At 48.1% G+C, this 17287-nt stretch carries 17 protein-coding genes; 8 read left to right on the forward strand and 9 right to left on the reverse strand.

Going from position 1 to position 17287, the window contains the following annotated elements; all coding sequences use genetic code 11:
• The first annotated feature begins 260 nt into the window (after window positions 1–260).
• The 3 genes from H6F93_RS23730 to H6F93_RS23740 all read left to right on the forward strand — a co-directional run bounded on the left by H6F93_RS23730 (window position 261) and on the right by H6F93_RS23740 (window position 3684).
• On the forward strand, window positions 261–602 hold the full coding sequence (locus tag H6F93_RS23730; RefSeq protein WP_190686253.1) for a hypothetical protein: 342 nt from the start codon (window positions 261–263) through the stop codon (window positions 600–602).
• A gap of 247 nt (window positions 603–849) precedes the next feature.
• Window positions 850–2247 carry a TldD/PmbA family protein gene (locus tag H6F93_RS23735; protein ID WP_190686256.1) on the forward strand — a complete coding sequence of 466 codons (1398 nt, stop codon included), beginning with the start codon at window positions 850–852 and terminating at the stop codon, window positions 2245–2247.
• A gap of 345 nt (window positions 2248–2592) precedes the next feature.
• Entirely contained in the window at window positions 2593–3684 is a 1092-nt protein-coding gene (locus H6F93_RS23740; RefSeq protein WP_190686261.1) for a polysaccharide pyruvyl transferase family protein, read from the forward strand.
• Between the two features lie 114 nt (window positions 3685–3798).
• Here the strand turns inward: H6F93_RS23740 and H6F93_RS23745 are convergent, their stop codons facing one another.
• Window positions 3799–4464: a HupE/UreJ family protein gene (locus tag H6F93_RS23745; RefSeq protein WP_190686264.1), complete on the reverse strand. Its 666-nt coding sequence runs from the start codon at window positions 4462–4464 to the stop codon at window positions 3799–3801.
• Window positions 4465–4501: 37 nt separating this feature from the next.
• Between H6F93_RS23745 and H6F93_RS23750 the strand changes: the two genes are divergently transcribed.
• Window positions 4502–4645: a hypothetical protein gene (locus tag H6F93_RS23750; RefSeq protein ID WP_190643688.1), complete on the forward strand. Its 144-nt coding sequence runs from the start codon at window positions 4502–4504 to the stop codon at window positions 4643–4645.
• A 191-nt stretch (window positions 4646–4836) separates the two neighbouring features.
• Here the strand turns inward: H6F93_RS23750 and H6F93_RS23755 are convergent, their stop codons facing one another.
• On the reverse strand, window positions 4837–6585 hold the full coding sequence (locus H6F93_RS23755) for an ABC transporter ATP-binding protein (RefSeq protein ID WP_190643689.1): 1749 nt from the start codon (window positions 6583–6585) through the stop codon (window positions 4837–4839).
• A gap of 81 nt (window positions 6586–6666) precedes the next feature.
• On the reverse strand, window positions 6667–7674 hold the full coding sequence (locus tag H6F93_RS23760) for a YdcF family protein (RefSeq protein ID WP_190643690.1): 1008 nt from the start codon (window positions 7672–7674) through the stop codon (window positions 6667–6669).
• A gap of 540 nt (window positions 7675–8214) precedes the next feature.
• On the opposite strand from H6F93_RS23760, the gene H6F93_RS23765 reads away from it, so the two are divergent.
• Window positions 8215–8676 (forward strand): hypothetical protein, encoded by a 462-nt coding sequence (locus tag H6F93_RS23765; protein WP_190686267.1) that lies wholly within the window; start codon window positions 8215–8217, stop codon window positions 8674–8676.
• Window positions 8677–8849: 173 nt separating this feature from the next.
• Here H6F93_RS23765 and H6F93_RS23770 read toward each other — a convergent pair whose 3' ends face one another.
• From H6F93_RS23770 to H6F93_RS23780, 3 genes are read right to left on the reverse strand one after another with little or no spacing between them, the layout of a single operon-like run.
• Entirely contained in the window at window positions 8850–9947 is a 1098-nt protein-coding gene (locus H6F93_RS23770) for a tetratricopeptide repeat protein (protein ID WP_190686271.1), read from the reverse strand.
• A 57-nt stretch (window positions 9948–10004) separates the two neighbouring features.
• The gene (locus H6F93_RS23775) at window positions 10005–10769 is read right to left on the reverse strand and encodes a 16S rRNA (uracil(1498)-N(3))-methyltransferase (protein ID WP_190686274.1); all 765 of its coding nucleotides are present in this window, start codon (window positions 10767–10769) and stop codon (window positions 10005–10007) included.
• Window positions 10699–10902, reverse strand: coding sequence for a hypothetical protein (locus H6F93_RS23780; protein ID WP_190686278.1), 204 nt, complete (start codon window positions 10900–10902; stop codon window positions 10699–10701). Before H6F93_RS23780 ends, H6F93_RS23775 begins: the two co-directional genes overlap by 71 nt.
• A 108-nt stretch (window positions 10903–11010) precedes the next feature.
• Here H6F93_RS23780 and cobA point away from each other — a divergent pair, with 108 nt between their 5' ends.
• From cobA to H6F93_RS23795, 3 genes are all read left to right on the forward strand, one after another.
• Entirely contained in the window at window positions 11011–12597 is a 1587-nt protein-coding gene (cobA, locus tag H6F93_RS23785; RefSeq protein WP_190686282.1) for a uroporphyrinogen-III C-methyltransferase, read from the forward strand.
• A gap of 4 nt (window positions 12598–12601) precedes the next feature.
• Complete coding sequence (coaE, locus tag H6F93_RS23790; RefSeq protein WP_190686286.1) at window positions 12602–13264, forward strand: dephospho-CoA kinase; 663 nt, start codon at window positions 12602–12604, stop codon at window positions 13262–13264.
• A 217-nt stretch (window positions 13265–13481) separates the two neighbouring features.
• Window positions 13482–14039, forward strand: a complete 558-nt coding sequence (locus tag H6F93_RS23795) for a hypothetical protein (protein WP_190643696.1) — start codon at window positions 13482–13484, stop codon at window positions 14037–14039.
• Between the two features lie 11 nt (window positions 14040–14050).
• Here the strand turns inward: H6F93_RS23795 and H6F93_RS23800 are convergent, their stop codons facing one another.
• The 3 genes from H6F93_RS23800 to H6F93_RS23810 all read right to left on the reverse strand — a co-directional run bounded on the left by H6F93_RS23800 (window position 14051) and on the right by H6F93_RS23810 (window position 17092).
• Entirely contained in the window at window positions 14051–15085 is a 1035-nt protein-coding gene (locus H6F93_RS23800; protein ID WP_190686289.1) for a hypothetical protein, read from the reverse strand.
• A gap of 62 nt (window positions 15086–15147) precedes the next feature.
• Window positions 15148–16032: a hypothetical protein gene (locus H6F93_RS23805; protein WP_190686293.1), complete on the reverse strand. Its 885-nt coding sequence runs from the start codon at window positions 16030–16032 to the stop codon at window positions 15148–15150.
• A gap of 250 nt (window positions 16033–16282) precedes the next feature.
• On the reverse strand, window positions 16283–17092 hold the full coding sequence (locus H6F93_RS23810) for a TIGR01548 family HAD-type hydrolase (protein WP_242043595.1): 810 nt from the start codon (window positions 17090–17092) through the stop codon (window positions 16283–16285).
• Window positions 17093–17287 lie beyond the last annotated feature (195 nt).

Consider the following 17287-nt stretch of genomic DNA (forward strand, 5'->3'; position numbering starts at 1 on the left):
CAAACTACGGCTTTAACGAGCATTGCCTTAATATTTCTTAAAGACATTCTATGGGATCTATCTTGTCAGAAGGAAGCTAATTGATAGAGCAATCCAACCTGTAGGAACGTGAAATTTCGCCTGGAAACTCAATAATCCTTACCTTTGTAAAAACTGTGATTTTTGGGTCTTGGGATGCATCTCGTTTTTAGAGCGATCGCCTGTTCAACAGGAGTTCACATCTCCAATCGTGATTCCCAGTTAAAGCCGATGGAGTTCGTTTGTATCATCAAGAAATAGCACTTTTGCAGCAGAGAATTTCTAGCTCTACTACCACGCCTACTTCTAATCGAATAGAAAACAGCGATGACGAAAGTAACTTACCTGACCGTGTGACTCGCTTAGAAACAATAGCTGAAGTGACCCTGCTAGCCGTTCAGCAGCTAGGCATACAGCAGCGTGAAATGCAAAAAACCTTAACAGATAGCATTCAAGATTTACTTGGCATGATGAATGAGCAGCGAGGAGACATCGCTGAAATGCAGTCGAAGATACGAGGTCTACAGCGAGAAAATCGCCACATTCTGGACATTCTGCTAAACCGACAAAATCTTAATGTGTAGTTAGCGATCGCCACAAAATAAATGTCTTCTGTAGGGGCTTAGCATTCGGGCAATAACTTCCGACGCATCCAGCTGACATTTGCCGAATGCTAAGCCCACGAGGAACCGAGCTACAAATCAGACTTCATCAAATCTTCCCTAACACCCTTCATCCAGATTCTCAGTCTCACTCTTTATCGAGCCGTAAACAGGAAAGGTGTTGCACAATAGAAGTCAGCTTCCTCGTTTAATTCATTTAAAAGCTCCTATGTCTACTGCGCTGACTGATGCTCAAAACCTGCTGTCTGATCTGATTGGGCGCTATCGCTCTCAGGTCGATTACTTGTCAGTTCGGTTAGAAGAGGCAGAAGGGACAGATATTCTCCTGCGCGGCGACAAGGTAGAAACGTTGAGCGAAGGAATTTCGGTGGGCGGGCAAGTTCGAGCTTGCTTCAAAGGGGGTTGGGGTTTTGCTAGCTTCAATCAGCTTTCGACTTTGGCAGAGCGCATTGAAGAGGCGATCGCCGCTGCTCGTCTAGTCGGGGATGAAGAAACGCTGCTAGCGCCAATTGAGGCCATTCAAGACACTCGCCAACTACCGCTCACGGGAACCGATCCTCGTCACATTTCATTGGCTCAAAAGAAAGCACTGTGCAATCACTATGCTGAAATTCTCAGAAGCTTTGACAGCCGCATCGCTACCACTTCAGTACGGTATGGAGATAGTGCTCAGCGGGTGATTCTAGCAACTTCAGAAGGCACCCTGATCGAGCAATCTTGGGTTGATTTAGAAATGCGCTTTGCTGCAACTGCCCGGAACGGTGAAACGGTGCAAACGGGGCGTGAAACCACAGGCTCTCGTAAAGCCTATGAAGATCTGGAAAATCTGGACGAGCAGGTTACAAGTGCTGCACAGCGGGCAGTAGATGCATTAGTGTTGCCTGCGGTGAAAGGCAATACTTACACCGTGGTAATTGACCCTATTCTGTCAGGGCTGTTTGTGCATGAAGCCTTTGGACATTTGTCAGAAGCCGATATGGCTTACGAAAATCCTGATCTGCTGGAAGTGATGACGTTGGGACGGCGGTTTGGTCCAGCAGGGCTACAAATTTTCGATGGGGCAGCACCAGGTGGTCATCGGGGCAGCTATTTTTATGATGATGAAGGCGTTCCGGCGACCACAACTCAATTGATTGAGGATGGCGTGTTAGTCGGTCGGCTGCACTCACGAGAAACAGCGGGCAAGCTGGATGAGGCTCCAACAGGTAACGCACGCTGTTTGAGCTATCACTATCCACCCATTGTGCGAATGACGAATACCTGGATTGAGCGAGGTGATACGCCCGTCGCCGATCTATTTAACGGCATTCAAGAAGGCGTGTACGCCCGCAACTGGCTGGGTGGCATGACCAATGGTGAGATGTTTACCTTCACCGCTGGGGAAGCCTGGATGATTCGGAATGGGGCGATCGCCGAACCCGTTCGAGATGTCACGCTTTCTGGCAATGTGTTTAGCACTCTGAGCGATATCGAGGCGATCGGTGACGACTTTTACTGGGATGAGTCGGGTGGCTGCGGCAAAGGTGGACAAAGCGGGCTTGCGGTGGGCTGTGGTGGTCCCAGCCTGCGAATTCGTGATGTTGTGGTAGGTGGCGAAGCAGAATAGCTGGCTACTGCTCTTATTGATAAGTTCTTAAGCTCTACACTTACAGCCATTCTCCGATAGGTGAGCCATAGCGTAGGGGCAGTTCGCGAACTGCCCCTGCAGGGATTTGTGGTTCATCCAAGTGGAAATTGCTGCAAGGTTCAAACTCTTATTTCTAATATTTCTAAACTCTCAGTACTTATTTTTCAGATCTCAGAGCTTAGGTTTAAGTCCTGTACTTCTATTCTTAAGTATCCGGACTTAAATCTAGTACCTGCTCAAAATCTGCTTTTTCCCGGTATATTAAGTTGTTCCTCAAAAGAACGCCTTCTGAAAGAGTAACGGTGTGTTATTAACAAAATACAAATGAAAGTAGGAATTTTAACCTATCATCACACAACAAACTATGGTGCAACTTTACAGGCATACGCTCTGCAAAAGGCTGTTAAAAGTAGGGGACATAGCGGTGAGTTAATCGACTATCGACCCGTTGCCGCCGTTAGGTTTTATCGAAAAGATATTTATCCTATTCGCGCTAGCAAACATTGGCTAAGATGTGTAGCAAAATCTTGGAAGATGGCAAGATTTCTGCGATCTCAAACTCAGTTAAGCAGAGATAAGGCTTACACCAGAGATAATATAAGAGCCAAATTTCAACATTATGATGCTGTCATTGCAGGTAGCGATGAAGTTTGGAAGATCAAATCAGTCCGTGGTTACGATCCCTCATATTTCTTAGATTTTATTTATAAACCAAATACTCTTAAAATCAGCTATGCCCCTAGTTTTGGGAATTTAGATGCGCTAGGTGCAGAACGAGAGGAAATTTGTCGTCTCATTCATGATTTTGACTCACTCTCGGTGCGAGATACAAACAGCTTGCAGTTGCTTAAGAATGAATGTAACAAGCAGGCAACACGAGTGCTTGATCCTACCTTTTTAACCCATTACGAAGACATTCTTCTTAAGCCTCGTCTTAAGAAGGATTATCTGTTGATTTATTATGAAACTAGACTAAAGAAAGAACAGGAAACGTTTATCAAGAAAGTGGCTCGCAACAAGAAGTTGACCATTGTCTCTATCGGGTATTACAACCAGGTTGCTGACATCAATTTGGTTGGTGTTAGCCCGCAGGAGTGGTTAGGTTATTTTGCTAATGCCTCTTACGTCATTACAAACTTCTTCCACGGAACGGTATTCTCTATTATTTTTAGGAAACCGTTCACCGTATTTAGCAATAAATACAAAGTGCGTAAAGTATTGGATTTGTTGAATCACTTAGGGTTGGGCGATCGCATTATTTTGGCTGAAGCCGAGTCTGAACTAGTTCCGGACAATTACTTAGAGATTGATTACTCTCCTATAATCCCTAAGCTGGACTTAGAGATTCAGAAATCTCAAGACTTTTTGTCTACCGCCTTAAGTTCAAACTCTGCATCAACGGTTCAGGAGCTTTGAAGTGCGATCGCCAGCTAACCCTTGTGTGTACTGAATGGAATAGCGGAGCTAGTCTCAGTTCAGAAATATCTGTCGCCGGTGACGCTCACCGTTAGACAGACACTTTTCTGCCTGTTAACCCACGAGCGAGGTTGTCAGAAATACCAGTCCGGCTGCACAGATGGCTAAACCAGAAAAGCGGATGGCTGTCGGTTGACCGGGAGTTCTTTGAAGAATGGCTTTGCCGATTTGCTGAGCAACTGCGGCGATGCCGAACTGAATTAGCGTGAAGCCTACCAGGTAGGACAGGATAGGAGCCATTTCTGCACCGATGACTGCTTCACCGTAGGCATAACCGTGGAAGAGTCCGGCGATCGCCCCTAGTTGCACCATCATCAGCAAATTCAGATTCTTCTCAAATAGCAGCATTGCGCCAAATGCCACGACTGAACCAGCAATCACTAACTCAGAAGCAGGCAGGTTCACTGATGCCAGGTGCAGACTGGTTCCTAGCATTGCAGTAAGCAAAAACGCGGCAACGACAAAAATTCCCCGTGCTTGTCTGGCAGCAATCAAACCAATTGCAATAACAAAAATGAAATGATCCAGCCCAATCACGGGGTGCCCCAGCCCTGAGAGAAATCCTTCTACAAAATTAGTTGGAGCCTTGCCGCCAAAAGGGTGGTGAGCCATTGCCGGAAGCGTTGTGGCTAACCAACTCAACCCGGTGAGTGAAACAACAGCCCACAGACGATTTAAACTTTGAGTCGATTGAGTGGATGTAGAACGCAGAATTGCCATAATCTGTACCTCGCAGATAAACAAAGGCAGATCATCGATGGGTATTCTGGCTGGAAGTCAAAAGCTGGCTTCTTCACAGTTGCGAGACAGCGACGGATTTGCACCGTTGCCTGGTGCGATCGCAGGCATGACTTTCCCCAAACCCGGTATTTCCAATAAGGGCAAAACCTTAAGAATTTAACCGATGGCTTCCAGGAGGTGATTCCCCCTTAGATCGATGAAGCGAAGCAATCATATCACTGTTCATTTGCTGAAAAGGACAGCTTTAAAATTCTTGTTCAATCTGCAACAGTTCTAACCCAGCTTTAGAGTGAGTGATCGGTGGGAGGCGCATTTCTCTAGAATGCGCCTCCCACAAGCTGTCTGGGCTTGCTATTGCAGGATCTCCTCTAGTTTGTGCTGCTCCCAAAGGGTCTGGTATAAACCTGATTGTGCTAGCAGTTCAGAGTGCTTGCCCGATTGAACGATCCGTCCCCGATCCATTACCAGAATGCGATCGGCAGTTGCTGCTGCCGAAAGCTGATGGGAAATGAAAATGACGGTTTTGCGACGGGTGCCTTCAGAGAGATTTTTGAGAATTTCGGTGGCGGTCTGGTTATCTACGCTGGAGAGCGAATCATCCAGGATGAGAATGGGGGAATCGACTAACAGCGCTCGGCTTAGAGCTGTGCGCTGGCGTTGTCCACCGGAGAGCGTGATTCCACGCTCTCCCACGACGGTTTTGTACTGCTGCGGGAAGTTGAGGATTTCGGGGTGAATTTGGGCTTGTTTAGCAGCGTATTCAACGTCGTCTTGTTCGGCTAGCGGGTCGCCATAGCGGACGTTGTTTTTGATGGTAGTGCTAAACAGGAAGCTATCTTGAGGGACGTAGGCGATCGCCGCCCGCAAGTCTTTGAGCCGCACCTGGGTGATGTCATAGCCATCGACAAACAGTTGCCCAGGCGCAATGTCGAGCAGGCGGGGCAGAGCATTTGCCAGAGTGCTTTTGCCAGAACCGATTGGCCCCACTACTGCGACCGTTTCTCCAGGTTTAATCGCAAAGCTAACCGCCTCCAAAGCTGGAACTTTGGCACCGGGGTAGGTATAAGTTAAGTTTTGAGCGCTCAACCAGCCTTTCACCTCAGATCGAGGGAGTGAGATTGCGCCTGGTGCATCCTGCACTTTTGGCTCAACCGTGAGAATCGATTCGATGCGGTCAATGCTGACCTCGCCTCTCTGGTAAGCGGTGATCGTGAAACCTAGCAGAGCAGTGGGAAACACGAGCCGCTCAACGTAAAGCAGCAGCGCGATAAAGTCCCCGATGCTAATAATGCCATCCGCGATCGCCCCTGCCCCTGCTCCCAAAATCACCAGCAAACTGATGCTAGCCAATCCACCCAGCAAGGGAAATAACGTATTTCGAGTTTTGGCTAACTTCAGGTTTGCCATCAAAAGCTGTTGGTTAAACTCCTGAAAGGCACGACGTTCATTGTCTTCCTGAGCGTAAATCTTGATCAGCGCCATGCCGCTCATGTCTTCCTGAATCAGTTCGCTGAGGCTAGATGTTTCTTCCTGCACCTGAAGCTGCTCGTTGCGAAGGCGATTACTAAAACTCTGGACGAGAAACAGCATGATAGGGTAAACGGCGATCGCTAACAAGGTCAACCGCACATTGATCCCCAACATCACGGGCAGCGTGAGTGCATAGGCAAAAACCGTATTTGCCAAACTCAATACGGCAAACCCTAACAGCCGCCGAATGTTATCTACATCACTAGTGGCACGACTAATTAAATCTCCAACCGTGTTGTTTGCAAAGTAGGCAGGCTCCAGCTTGAGCAGGTGATTAAAAATCTTTTGCTTCAGGTCAAACTCCACTTGCCTCCCCACCCCAAATAGGAGAATGCGCGAGGACATTCGCACCACCCACATTCCTGATGCCAGCACCAAAATCAAAATGACGTAGTTCAAGATTTGTCTGAAACTGAACGTCACCTGAAGATCGTCAATGCCGTTACTAATCAGGATGGGAATATAAACTCCCAGCGCATTAACGACTAGCAGCGCCAAAATTCCTAAAGTAGCCTGTCGCCAGTGAGGGCGCAGGTAAGCAGACAGTTTGCTGAGTTGAGAACGAGCCATTGTAGAGCGCAAGGTAGAGCAAGGCACAGCCCGCCCAAAAGCGAGCTACTGCTTCAACCATCGTAACCGAGTCAGCGCTGACTAGATTCCCATTGGGTTAGACAACCAGCCTCGTAAGAAGTAGTAAATCGAAGTCAAGTATTCATCGACAACGCGAGTTGTGAGAGCCAGCGCATCGACACTGGGAACAAAATCTGCAATTCTCAACGTAAAGTCATCGCTACCTGGCAAGGAAAGGGCAGAAAATTCTGTTGGTCTGGGAATTACTGCCACATCTAACCGCCCAAAAGTGGAACTAGCTCGACGAATGCTCACAGCAGAACCAACTAGGACAACCGAAGCATCATCGTTGTTGATTCCCCGGTCTTCTAAAATCTCCACCACTGCCTCAGCACTGGTGCGGGCACCGGCACTCTCTGAATCGATCACAATCCGGTTGCTAGGTACTCCCGTGCCCGCCAGCAGGTTGGTAATGGACTGCACTTCATTCGTATCTTCCCCTTCACGGTCTTGTAGCCCAGCACTGACGATTACCAGTGGGTTACTTCCTGCTTCCTGATAAAGCCTTGCTGCATAGAGTAATCGAGGGGTCAAGTTAGTACTGATGCCATCCTCATCTAGCTCAGTTCGAGTCCGGTAGGAGGAGTCGAGCAAGCCTGAGCTGTCTCCTAATACGACGATTGCCTGGGCTGAAGTCAAAGCAGGAATATTGTCATTAGTAGCAAATGCCTCGGCAGACCGCTCAGATTGGGAAGTTAACCAGTAGGCTGTCAGGGGCAGACTGGAAAAGAGCAAAATTAACGCTGCTGCCAAAACCAGGTTTCCTGCAACTGCTTTGATCCCTGAGCGCATTGCACTGAGCAATAGTAGAAGCGATAGCCCAAGGGGTTTTAGCGGAATTGACAAAATTTGCCAGACAGCCCCTACCGTATCGTCAGTTGGGTTGAGAAAAGCCAGGATGACAAAAGTAAAAATCAACAGTCCTCCCAGCCAGGTCAAATAGATTCTGGGAATGACGTTGAGAAAAATGCGCCAGAGAATGATACCAATCAGTGCCCAAAGTAAAATTCGGGTTAGCAGTTCGAACATTGCTGCCTTATCCTTATGTCATCTTGCGTAATCGTCTGGTTACTGCTTTACCTGAGATGAATTTGAGCATCGAGGTGAAGTTCCCTGACTTCAGTTCATCCTGTTAATCAGTAACACTGCTGTCTGTCAAGCAATTATGGCAATAGATAGCCATAGACTGCTTCAAATATGCAGAATTTTACTCAAAACCTACTCAAACCATACAGTTAATTTCTAGAGAATTAACAGCTCTGAAGCTAGTAGTTGCGTTCGTTTTGAGAGATTAGACTCAAAAGTAGCAGAGCAAGGAAACGGGCGGTTATTAAAGTGAGTTAAGACTGACTTAATACAGCTCAGGATCAATAAGTGAATTTTTGTAACAAAATATTAAAATTCTTTGTAAGAGGGATTGAGAAAGTCTCATAATTCTCTGATAGAGATTGCTTGAGTTCTATTAAAGTCTTGATTTGGATCTGTTTTTGACTCTCAAGACAGTCTCAAGTTTAGTGTTGAGCTATTAAAGTAAACTCGATAAGGTAACGATTAGGAGCGATCGCGGCAATGGGTTTCATCAAAAAAATTATCGGCAACCTCCTGGCCTTTCTGGGTGGTTTATTTGGTTCCTTTAGCAAAGTTTTGGGGTTAAAAAAATCTGGTTATTTCCTTGAACTGGATGAGTCCAAGGAGGAGCCACAACCCTCTGCACCTGCGAATACTGTTTCTACTGTTTCTACTGCTGCCTCCAATGGCGCTTCTCCTAAGCCGGAACCTGCCAAGTTAGAACCTGCCAAGGTACAGCCTACGCAGCCTGCAACTAAAACTGCTCAGATCAACGCGGTTGAGCAAAAGGCACCTGATACTTCTGTGCCTGAGTCTAAGCCTGCAGTTCCACTCAATACTCCTCAGCCTGTACCTACTTTTGCGCCTGAGTTTCTCATGCCTACTGCCAGTCAAAACGGTCGCCGTCGTCCTGGTCCTAGCATGGGCTACTTCTTGGACATGGCAAAGAAAGTGAAAGCCTGACCGCAGTATTGAGAAACTTTTGTTGACAAAATAATTTGAAGATGGAGGGCTGAGCACTGTTCAGTCCTCTTTTTTAAACTCATTTAGGCGATACCGTTTCTACACGAAGCCGCCTATTTGGGAGACATGCGGACTGCAGAAGAATTGGTATTAGTAAGCTTTAATAGCCTGTTTCATGAAGAATGGGCTGTTTCATGCAGGAAAATCAGGCTGCTGTAGAGTTGAAAAGCTGGATCCCAATTGCTTTCAGCTTTGCGCAGTAATCCAACATGGGCATTAAGACCACCTACCAGATCGAGAGGGTCAAGGGCTGTTTCAGCGAAAGGAGTAAAATCAGCCCAAAGGGGAACTTCTGTCAGGTTGTGATCTAGAAAACCAAGCAGACTGTTCCAGTTGATCCGATTTGTGACCTGAAGTTTTTTTACCTGAGTTTGATCAGCCTGAAAAGGAATACCCTGCTGAAAATGATAAGTGGTGTCACAGATTCGCAAAATACAATTGCGCCCCGGTAAGTGCAGGTCACAAATTTGAGCATAATCTTGAGTTTGCTCTTTGCGCTTGAGCCGATTACGGGCATCGAGATCGACCACATCTTCAAAAATCGGCAGTCGTCCTTCAACTCGTCGCGTCACCTCAGACCAGTTGAACGTAAGAGCGCCAAGTTGATCTGCCTCATTTTGGCAAACTACCGTAGGTTGGGGATCAGCCGTTTTGAAATAGTGGACGCGAAATACCCGAATCTTAGCGATCGCCTGCAAATTCATCCAGAAAACTGGAATTCCACTTTGCCGTAGCTCCTGCCCATAGACTTGAATTTCAGCCGCAGAGCCAACTCGATAAAGCCGCCAGCCTCGGCTCGGCAAATGCAGCTGAGCCGTGTAGGGGTCAAGCTTCATAATGCGAGCAAAATTGCGAACTGCAGGTGGTCTAGTTGCGCCATTGATTGGCTCTAGCACCAAAAAGGCTGATCCTGTATTCGTCGGATCTGCCTTTGCCTGAGCGATCGCTTCCTGTCTGCTTTCCTGATTAGCTGCCTGCAAGCGCTGTAACCCTTGACGAGCTTGAATTGCAAGTTTAGGATTCGTCGTTTCCTTTAGCAGTTTCCGATAAATCGCCTCAGCAGACTCTGATTCTCCAGAAACCTCGTGCAGCCGAGCCGCATAGAACAGCACCCCCGGATGATTAGGAGACTGTTGCAACAGTGGTTTCAGTAAACGAGTAGCCGTTTGATAGTCCTGCCGGTCAAAAGCAGCAGCGATTTGCTCAAGCATGGCTATTGGGCCAGTGGGGTGTGTTTTTAGCTTAGTACAGGGATTATGGGTTGGGGACTAGCGGTTGGGGATTTGGGAAGATTCGGCTGTGGCGGTGATTAGGGATAGGGCAGCAAGGGGCGCTGTCACAGCCCTGAGGATGCGTTGTCCCAGAGAAACAGGCTGGTAGCCAGAGGCGATCGCCTGCTCCACTTCCGATTCTGTCCAGCCACCCTCGGGCCCAGTTGCCACCACCAATCGAGGATTATGAGAATGATTAGATGCTGGTTGAGCCTGCAAACGGGTTAGTAAATGAGGAGGGTTTCCCCGTGCCGCGCAGAGATAGCAGACTGCATTCGTAGAATTCCAGATTTTCAAAGCTTGCTCAAACGATAGGGGTGCAGAAACTTCAGGTACGACTTGCCGTTCAGACTGCTCAGCCGCCTCCTGAACAATCCGCCGCCAGCGTTCCAATTTCTGGGCACTAGGGTTTAGCAGCGTGCGATCGCTAATGACGGGCAGAATTTGGTTAACCCCCAACTCCGTTGCCTGTCGCACCACCTCATCCATACCGCTTCCCTTCGGCAGCGCCACCAGCAAAATTACCGCCAGCGGCAGTTCAACCGGATCTTCCTGCATCAATTGCTCAACCACCACCGCCTCAGACACAGACGGCCCTAGCTCAGCCAACCAGGAGTTTCCTTGCCCATCCATCGCAATAAAGCGATTGCCCCCCCGCAGCCGCAACACCCGCGTCAAATAATGCTGCTGCTCAGCCGTCAGCATCACCCGTCGATCCAAAACCTGATGAGGGGCGATCGCTACCCGCTGCAACTGAGCCATACCAAGAACCCATACCCCAAAAGAGCAAAGAACCCTTGCCTCCCACCGATGCGAAGCGCGTCCCGCTACCCACCGATCGCCCCTTGCGGAGGGGGGCTGGGGGACGTGCTTCCCAGTGGGGGCTTGGGGGCAAAGCCCCCAAAGAAGATTCAGCAATGAACCCACAGTTCAGTACACATAGGATTATAGGAATAGAGAAGGGGCTAGGGGCTAGAAATGCAGGAGAGATGGGAGATGAAAGATGAGAGGTAAGGTTTACTTAGTAGGTTCTGGACCAGGCAGCATTGATTATTTAACCGTGCGAGCGCAGCAAATCTTAGCCCAGGCAGAAGTACTAATTTACGACGCACTGGTTGATGCTGCCCTATTGCAGCTTGTGTCAAACACCTGCTTCAAAATCGACGTAGGCAAACGCGGCGGAGAACCTAGCGTCGCACAAACCGAAATCAACCAACTGCTCGTCGAGCATTGTCAGCAAAACAAACAAGTTGTGCGGCTCAAGAGCGGCGATCCCTTCATCTTTGGGCGATGCACCGCAGAAATTGAAGCACTTAAAGCCGCAGATTGTGCCTTTGAAGTCATACCAGGGCTCTCCTCTGCACTCGTAGCTCCCCTATTAGCAGGCATTCCCTTAACCGATCCCGTGTTAAGCCGCTGCTTTACCATCCTCAGCGCCCACGACCCAGACCTACTCAATTGGGAAGCCCTGGCACAAATCGAAACACTCGTCATCTTGATGGGGACAAAACACCTGCCCGAAATCGTGGAGCAGCTACAGCGTCGAGGGCGATCGCCCCAGACCCCAGTTGCGATCATTCGTTGGGCCGGACAACCTCAACAGCAAACTTGGTTTGGCACTCTTGCCAACATCGTCCACCAAACTGCTCGTCAGTCCCTTTCCCCCGCTGTAATTACGATTGGCGAAGTCGTTGCACTACACCCCTATTTTCAACCCACCCCTGAAAGTGACTTACAGCGTGACTCAAAACAAGCATCTATCCCTGTGACTTCTCAACCCTCAACCCCCAACCCCCAATCCCCAACCCCCAATCTCCTGACTGACAAGACCGTCCTCATTACTCGCTCTGCCGGACAGTCGAGCCAATTTGCCAAACTGCTTCAGCAAACTGGAGCAACCGTCCTCGAAATGCCTGCCCTAGAAATTGTCCCGCCCTCCAGTTGGGATGGCTTGGATCAAGCGATCGCCCACCTGAGGGACTTTGACTGGCTCATTCTGACCTCCACCAACGGCGTAGATTACTTCTTTGAACGACTTACTGCCCAAGGCAAAGATGCCCGATCCCTGGCAGGTGTAAACATTGCGGTCGTTGGTAAAAAGACTGCTAACAGTCTGTCCCAGCGAGGACTACAGCCCGACTTTATTCCACCCGACTTCGTTGCAGACTCGCTCATCACGCATTTCCCAGACGTGGATCATCTAACAGGCAAAAAAATTCTGTTTCCCAGAGTCGAGAGCGGTGGGCGAGACGTTTTAGTAAAAGAATTTACAGACAAAGGGGCAGTCGTTACTGAAGTCGCAGCTTATCAATCCCGCTGTCCAGAAGCGATCGCCCCTGAAACGCTCACAGCGCTTAAACAAGGCAAAGTAGACATCATTACTTTTGCGAGTTCAAAAACCGTGCAATGCTTCCATCAGATGCTAGGAGTAGAAGCCAACCAGCTCAACAACATTTGCATCGCCTCTATTGGACCCCAAACTTCAGCAGCCTGCGATCGCCTATTAGGACGCGTTGACATCGAGGCAGAAGAGTATACTTTGGAGGGGTTAGTTCAAGCGATCGTACAGTGGGCTAGGGTTTCTGGCTAGACAGATGAGCGACCAGCAACAGCAGTATGCCTCCGACCGACAGCGCATCATTGGCTTAACAGGCGGAATTGGCATGGGTAAAACCACCATTTCAGATTATCTAGGCAACGTTCACAAACTGCCCGTCTTAGATACTGACCTCTATGCACGAGAAGCCGTAGAGCCAGGATCTACAGTTTTGACAGAGATTGCAGAGCGCTATGGTTCAGGCATATTGCTCCCAAACGGCTACTTAGACCGAAAACGACTAGGTGAAATCATCTTTGATAGCCCAGCAGAGCGGCTTTGGCTAGAGCAACGAGTTCACCCCTATGTGCGCGATCGCCTGGAGAAAAACCTGCAAACTCTCCTGACTCAGCATCATTCCACCGTCGTGTTAGTGATCCCGCTGCTATTTGAAGCTCGCATGACCGACCTCGTCACCGAGATTTGGGTTGTGTGCTGTCCTGAAGCCAGGCAGATCGAGCATCTGATGCAGCGCGATCGCCTCACACTAGCGCAAGTCCAATCCAGAATCAGCAGCCAGATGCCAATTGAGCAAAAAGTTGGTCGGGCTGATATCGTGATTGAGAACTCAGCCGATCTGGAATCCCTCTTTCACCAAGTGGATCTAGCCTTAGCTCAGTCCGTTCCACCCAATGTTGTTGCATCCCAGCAGCACCCTTAGACCTACCAAAAGCCTAATCAGGCAGAAAATTAGAGTTCGCCTTCAAACAGCCCCCGCTTAGCGAGTCGCCTAATTTGCCAGAAGTCTAATGATAGATTGGATGAACGACTGACAGCACTGAGACAATCAGTGCTCTTACTGGTGAAATATCTTTAAGTTGAAATAGCTTTTAGGTAGCTTGTTTTGGATACCCTACTGTTGACCTAGAGAGAATTTCATGGGCGCAACACTTCAGCAAATTGCTTCCTATCTGGATAAATCAGGCTGGAAATATCGAGTAGATGAAGAAGAAAGCCGTATCCTCACAGGCGTATACGCCGACAACATAGAAGATTTCTTAATTGTCGTCGAGTTAGATGAGGATGGAGATTTCTTTAAGCTTTTTGCACCCAGAGTCCTGTCTGGCATTCAAGACCACCCTCACAAAGGGGCAATCTTGCAAACGATGCTGAGCATTTCCTGGGAAACCAAGATGCTGCAATGGGAATATGACCCCTCCGACGGTGAAATCAGAGCAATCATCGAGTTTCCGCTAGAAGACTCCACCTTGACCGAAAAGCAGTTCAACCGTTGTTTGCACGGACTGGTACAGATCGTTGACGAAATGGCAATGCCTCGGCTCAACGTGGTGATGGAGACAGGCAAAGATCCGGGCGACCTGGAAGCAGGAGAGCGACTGCTGTTGACGCTGCAAGAAGAAGCACCTGGGCTATTAGAAATGCTGGAGCGGGCAATGGAAGCCCGCAAACAACGAGGGCGATTTCCATCTAACTGACTGCTTTCCGTCTAGTTAACTGCTTTTGATTTGCGATGTAGCCATTCGTCCAGGAGTTGCTTGCTGCCGCGCTCCTGTAACTCCCTCAACCGCAGCACAACATAACGACGCAGGTAAAAGGTTTTTCGGCTAAGTTGCGATGCAGACTGCCACCGCTGATAAGCTGGCACTGCGGTGTCCTTGAAGAAATTTTGCCATTCTTGCACAAGCTGTGCAGGCTTGGTCGCTTCGGCCCGTATTTTGCCGTTCTCAACCATAGCTCGACGCAGCTCTGGATTATCTCGAAGCCGCTTGAGTGCCTGTAGAGCCTGTTCTGGAGAAGTGATCTCGATGTAATCTAGCTCATTCTGGCGTTCTGCTTGAAAGGAGGTTTCCTCACCCAAAATGGCAGGAACGTGAGCGTGCCACGCATTGTAGAGCTTTAGCGCAGGTTTATGGGTAAAATCCTTGCGTTTGAAGTTGCGTACCGCTACAACTGCATCTGTGTCTCGATAGTCATTCCACTGCTCTGGTTCGACAATGCGCCAGGACAGCCCCAAATCTTTTAGTTGGTTCTGCCAATGCTCAGTTCGCAGTTCAGGTGCGAGATTCCAAAATAGTCCGAAATAGGCCACGTTTTCAAAGCGATCGCCTCGTGCTGGATCGCGTGGAATTAAACCCGTTTGCCGCCAGTGAGGAATGTAGTAGTGCGTGTACAGCGATTTAGGCTCCCTAGAATTCAGCACAACGTGAATCTGAGCATAGGGGTGAAAATCATAATTTGCCTTGTAGCAAATAAATAGCTGTTTAGGATTGGGGCGAAGGTGAAACGGAAAAGAGCGCCGATGGGCAACAACAATACCTTCACTTGGAATCTTTGTGACCAATTCACAAGGAAAACCAGACTCTTTTAAGTGTAAGTAAGTTTGAATGATGCTGGAGTACATACCAAACGTTACCTGATTCTCAACGTGGTAGTACCAATACTTATCGGCAACCATTGGCATGTCTTCGTGCCATGCATCCTTAGGGTAAAAGAAGTAAATCGGGGGCAGACTGTTGTTCATAAGTATTGTTTACCTGAGATGTGCAATATAGCTGGTCTGAAACCAATTGATAAAATCATGGTTTAGTGCTGATAAAAGTCAGAATCACTCACATACGTTGTAATTTTTAAGCGAGTCGTGTGATAGTGATGGCGAAAAAAACGAGATATTTTATCTATTGCTTTATGAGGCAATGAACGGTAGCGTTGCTCAACTTTTTGTTGCGTTTCAAAGTACTTCTGCTTGGCGGCTGGATCAGATTGCCCATTGGCAATTCTGACCTTCTCAATTCGATCATCAAAAAAGTCAAGTCCTTCCATTACATCGTGACGAATATGTAAGCCCGTTTTGACAGCAGCTAAGCCCATTGCATAGGTTGGATGTTTGTGCATTCCAAGTAGTTCTGCATACAGTGCTAGCCGCCCCCATAGGTCAAGAAACTCTATCTCTCGACCAGAATCTTTCGTAATCACAAATAGAAATTCATTAATAAACCTGATCCGGTCATCCTCTGGGTCGACGCCAACCTTGTGAGCCATTTTTTTATAAGTTTCAACAACTTTAACGGCTTTGGGGTCGGGTGGATTGGTTTTGTTCAAGCGTTCTTGAATATGCTTGTTCATTGAGCTACAGCTTCTAGCAGTTAAGCCCGGAAGCCACTGTATATTCCTTGGAACCGGGGCACAAATCCGTACATCTGCATCTAAATACATGCAGGAATTTGCCATTGTTAAGGCTTTGGCGATCGCAAATCGCCGCTCATGATAGAGCAAAACACCTCGCCTTCTATGTCCAAAAGCCAGAACATTTTTGTGAGCCTTGAACTCGCTTACTTTGTCAGTAAAAAGTACAAAGGGAACATTAGGGGCGTATTGCTCCAGATCTTTAGCAAGCTCCTTAGCTAAAGAACGGTAGGTATCACCAAATGCCAACGTGCAAAAGCAGAGATCAAGTTCATTCTGAGTCATAGCTTCTCAAACATTGCATTAAGTAACTACGAGTGAATGAAAAGTTTCAGAAGAAACATTCACTCATTGGTTCAGCTTATTGAGCGGCGTAACAATCTTTCGAGAAGAGGAAGAATCTTGCTCTTATTTTTCCTATTTATATCCGACGTTCTTTAGGTGGTCTATAAAAATACTGAACTTTACCTTCTCTTCATAAAGAATCCGGTTTTTTTGTTTTTACTTAAATCCAACGAGCAGCGAAAGTTTTATTTTATACCTCTGAGCTGACAAGTTTCTTTATGTAATCCAGTGTCAGGTTCTTGACGTTGGCTAATACGACTGCTGCACCTGCATTGTTCAGATTTGTAGTGTAGGTTACAGAGTATTCGGCAGTGGCTTGGGCGTGAGGGGGCAAAATACCCACGCCAATCCAACGGCGAGACAAATCTATTCGACTGGCGTTTTGTACTGTGTGGAGGTCAGCAACCGTATCACCCAAATAGAGGACAGGGGTAGAGGATGCGCCAAAAGGTTCTAGCTGCTGCACGACTTCTATCAACCCAGTAGGGTCGGGCTTGCCAGGAGCATCTTCCATTGCAACTAGAACGGGCGATCGCAACCCCAACCGCTTTTCCAGCACATAGGAAGCTGATCCCCGCGTAGCACCACTAAAAAAGCCCCAGGGAATGCCAGCTTGGGTCAGCAGATCAAAATAGTCTGCATTTAATAACAATGGCTCCTGGCAGATATAGCCTGTCCAGTGTTGCGAATCGGGTCCGCGATAGCGGCTTTGAAAGAAGGCAACGATGTCGCCGTAGTTGAGATTGAGGTGCGATCGCTCTACCCCCTGTGCCTCAAAATGGCGGTAGACCAATTCTTGTGACCCTTCCCAGTCGTTATTCCAGTGTCCTTCTGCTTTCAACGCATCAATATCGGTCGCCGAAGGGCGATAGGCACCTTGAGTGAACTGCTCCACCGTGTCCGCCAGTGCCCGCCGATAAGACCCGCCCACGTCTCGAATTACGCCGTCAATGTCAAATACTACAATCGCGGGGGGAAATGCCTGATTCTGCTTAGCCAACGACTGCGCCTCCTGTAATTTTGTGTTGGGGAAAAGGAAGGGGGAGAAAGGGTATGGAGCTATAGACCAGAACATATTTATAAGACTATGCACTGTCAAGCATCTACTATTACTCTTTTCTCCTCGCCCAATTTGGTTATCTGTGAATCCATGCATTACCATAGTGGATTGTGGAGTTATCAGAAAACTGTTAGG

This window comes from Leptolyngbya sp. FACHB-671, assembly GCF_014695745.1.
Taxonomy (GTDB): domain Bacteria; phylum Cyanobacteriota; class Cyanobacteriia; order Elainellales; family Elainellaceae; genus JAAUTN01.